The sequence below is a fragment of the Stenotrophomonas sp. genome (assembly GCF_031995405.1).
Taxonomy (GTDB): Bacteria; Pseudomonadota; Gammaproteobacteria; order Xanthomonadales; family Xanthomonadaceae; genus Stenotrophomonas.
Genome location: NZ_DAMAGC010000031.1, coordinates 35638 through 38114 on the forward strand (window position 1 = coordinate 35638; position 2477 = coordinate 38114).

A 2477-nucleotide genomic window follows, 5' to 3' on the forward strand; every position below is an offset into this window, starting at 1 on the left:
TGGGTCTGCGCGGTGGGTCAGGGGCCGGGATCGGCGGCGGTCGCGTTGCGCTGGCGCTGGGCGCGGTCGCCGAGCTGGCGCTGCAGGGTGGCGTCGAGTTTGATCGGGCGGTCCCAGTGGTCGTGGCTGGCGACGATGGCCTGGCGCACGGCGCGCCAGTGCAGGTTGGTCGGCGTGACCGGCAGATCGCCGACCACCGCTTCCCAACGCTTCGGCTCGCCCTCCTCCGGCGTGGCGCGGGTCCAGGCCTGCACGCTGTCGCGGCAGGAACGCGCGATCGCCTTGGCCCAGAAGCAGGCGAAATAGATGTCGCCGGCCTGCCAGCCGTGGGTGTACATCAGCGCGGCGATGTAGCCGCGCGAGACGCCGCTGTAGCGCGCCACTTCGTCCAGGAAACTGTCCGGGTAGCGCTCGGCGTAATGGTTGATGTCGCGCAGCTGACCATCCACCCACGCATCGCCGGTATCGACGACATACGCCTCGGATTTTTCAGCGGTCTGCTGCGCCGATGCAGCCAGGGGCAGCATCGACAGCAGCAGCACCAGCAGTGTGCGCAGGATCATCACCGGATACCCTCGCAGGAATGCATGGCAGTCAGGCCTGGCTGGCCTTGGCTTCGATGCGGCGCAGCGCCCGCGGCCAGTCGAAGGCGGTGGGCGCGTCGACCATGCGCGGCTCATCGTCGGCCACCCCGTGCTGGGTTTCATGCGCCCAGGTCACCGCATACGGGGTGTGGATGCCCCAGCCGCCCAGGGTGATCACCGGCTCGATATCCGAGCGCAGCGAATTGCCGACCATGCAGAAGCGCTGGATCGGCAGGTTGAATTCCTCAAGCACGCGCGCGTAGGTTTCCGGATCCTTCTCGGACACGATCTCGATGCGCGGGAACAGGTCGCGCAGGTTGGCAAGCTTGATCTTGGCCTCCTGGTGGAACAGGTCGCCCTTGGTGATCAGCACCACGGGATACTCGCGGGCGATCTCGGTGACCGATTCACGCACACCGTCGATCAGTTCGACCGGATGGCGCAGGGTGTCATGGCCGATGTCCAGGATCTGCTGCAGGTCGCGCGCGCTGATCATCTGCCGGGTGATCTCGATGGCCGCTTCGACCATCGACAGGGTCATGCCCTTGACCCCGTAACCGAACACGCCGAGGTTGCGCTGCTGCACTTCCAGCAGGTGGCGCGCGGTCCGGGTGTCGTGCACGTCGATATAGCGCGACAGGATGTCTAGGTAATCCTGCTCGGCCTTGCGGTAATAGTCCTCGCTCTTCCACAGCGTGTCGTCACCGTCAAAACCGACCAGGCCGATGGCGCCGTTGGGCGCGGGCGTGGAGGTCATCATCGGGCAAGGATAACAACAGCGACCGGTGGACCCAATGACCGGATCGGCTCAGTGGCCGAAGGGGCGCGGGCCCGTCCAGCCCATCACGCCCGGATGCGGCAGGTCGATACGGGTGATCAGCCAGTCGCCCGGGCCGCGCCAGCTGAGTTCCCGGTAGCTGCTGGCCAGCTGGCCGTTTTCCTGCCACCACGCCATCAGGGCGGCGGGCGATTCAGGATCGTGCGGCTGGTACTGGAAGGGCAGGCCGCGCGCGTTGAGGGCGGTCAGCGCCGCGCGCAACGCTGGATTGGCCCAGCGCGGGCGATGGTCATCGAAGACCACCGTTTCGCAAACGGTGTCGGCCTGTCCGCTGGCGACCAGCACGATCTGGCCGGGACGCAGGTGCGAGACACGTTGCGGCGCCTGCTCGCCCGGCGCAGGAAAATACACATCGAAGGGGAGCCGGCGGCCAGGATGTTGCATGCGGCCATCATAAAAGAAGGGCGGCCGTAGCCGCCCTTCCCCCTCACTGCCGTTCACCGGTGTCCAGCGGTGTTGGGCCCTTGCCTGCACGTTGCTGCGATGGATCAGTTGCCCGGCTGCGCGCCGCTGCCACTGGCGGCCTTGCCCTGCTGGGCGGCCACGTACGACTTGTACTCATCCGGCGAAAGCTCGCCGTCCTTGTTGCTGTCGGCCTGGTCGAACACCTGCGCCAGGCCCGCGTTGACCTGCGCCTCGGCCTTGCTGATGGTGCCGTTGCCGTCGGTGTCCACGCTGGCCCAGGTCTGGCCGCCACCGTTGGCCTGCTGCGATGCCTGCGCGGCGGCACCGGCAGCCGAGTCAGCCGCCTGACCGGCCTGCGCAGCAGCCTGCTGGGCCTGCGCGGCCTGGTTCTGGGCCTTGGCAGCGCTCTGCTGCGCGGACTGGGCCATCGCCGGAATGGCCAGCACACTGCCTGCGGCGACGATCAGGGCGATCAGGGGCTTGCGGTTGCGAATAGTCATTTGGGTGGTCTCCTTTGGGGATGTCGCACGGTTCGTTGTTTCCGCACGGCCTCCACCCTGCCAGCCCGTTTGTGAATCGACATTGCGCTGCAATCGGCACTCGCACGCGCGCTTAACCACCTGTACGGAGCCTTCGATTACCGCAGTTGG

General features: G+C 67.1%; 4 protein-coding genes. All 4 read right to left on the reverse strand.

All coding sequences use genetic code 11. The features are described 5' to 3' along the window. Nucleotides 1-17: 17 nt before the first annotated feature. The 4 genes from RTO53_RS07900 to RTO53_RS07915 all read right to left on the reverse strand — a co-directional run bounded on the left by RTO53_RS07900 (nt 18) and on the right by RTO53_RS07915 (nt 2327). Entirely contained in the window at nt 18-563 is a 546-nt protein-coding gene (locus RTO53_RS07900) for a hypothetical protein (protein WP_312237266.1), read from the reverse strand. A 31-nt stretch (nt 564-594) separates the two neighbouring features. After that, the gene (locus RTO53_RS07905) at nt 595-1344 is read right to left on the reverse strand and encodes an HAD family hydrolase (RefSeq protein WP_312237267.1); all 750 of its coding nucleotides are present in this window, start codon (nt 1342-1344) and stop codon (nt 595-597) included. Between the two features lie 48 nt (nt 1345-1392). Continuing rightward, on the reverse strand, nt 1393-1806 hold the full coding sequence (locus RTO53_RS07910; protein WP_312237268.1) for a hypothetical protein: 414 nt from the start codon (nt 1804-1806) through the stop codon (nt 1393-1395). A gap of 104 nt (nt 1807-1910) precedes the next feature. Further along, nucleotides 1911-2327 (reverse strand): EF-hand domain-containing protein, encoded by a 417-nt coding sequence (locus RTO53_RS07915; protein WP_312237269.1) that lies wholly within the window; start codon nt 2325-2327, stop codon nt 1911-1913. Nucleotides 2328-2477 lie beyond the last annotated feature (150 nt).

Bases quoted from the DNA above. Each gene is read 5' to 3' on its own strand.
- RTO53_RS07900 (WP_312237266.1), bottom strand. From the start codon at position 563: ATGATCCTGCGCACACTGCTGGTGCTGCTGCTGTCGATGCTGCCCCTG.
- RTO53_RS07905 (WP_312237267.1), bottom strand. From the start codon at position 1,344: ATGATGACCTCCACGCCCGCGCCCAACGGCGCCATCGGCCTGGTCGGT.
- RTO53_RS07910 (WP_312237268.1), bottom strand. From the start codon at position 1,806: ATGCAACATCCTGGCCGCCGGCTCCCCTTCGATGTGTATTTTCCTGCG.
- RTO53_RS07915 (WP_312237269.1), bottom strand. From the start codon at position 2,327: ATGACTATTCGCAACCGCAAGCCCCTGATCGCCCTGATCGTCGCCGCA.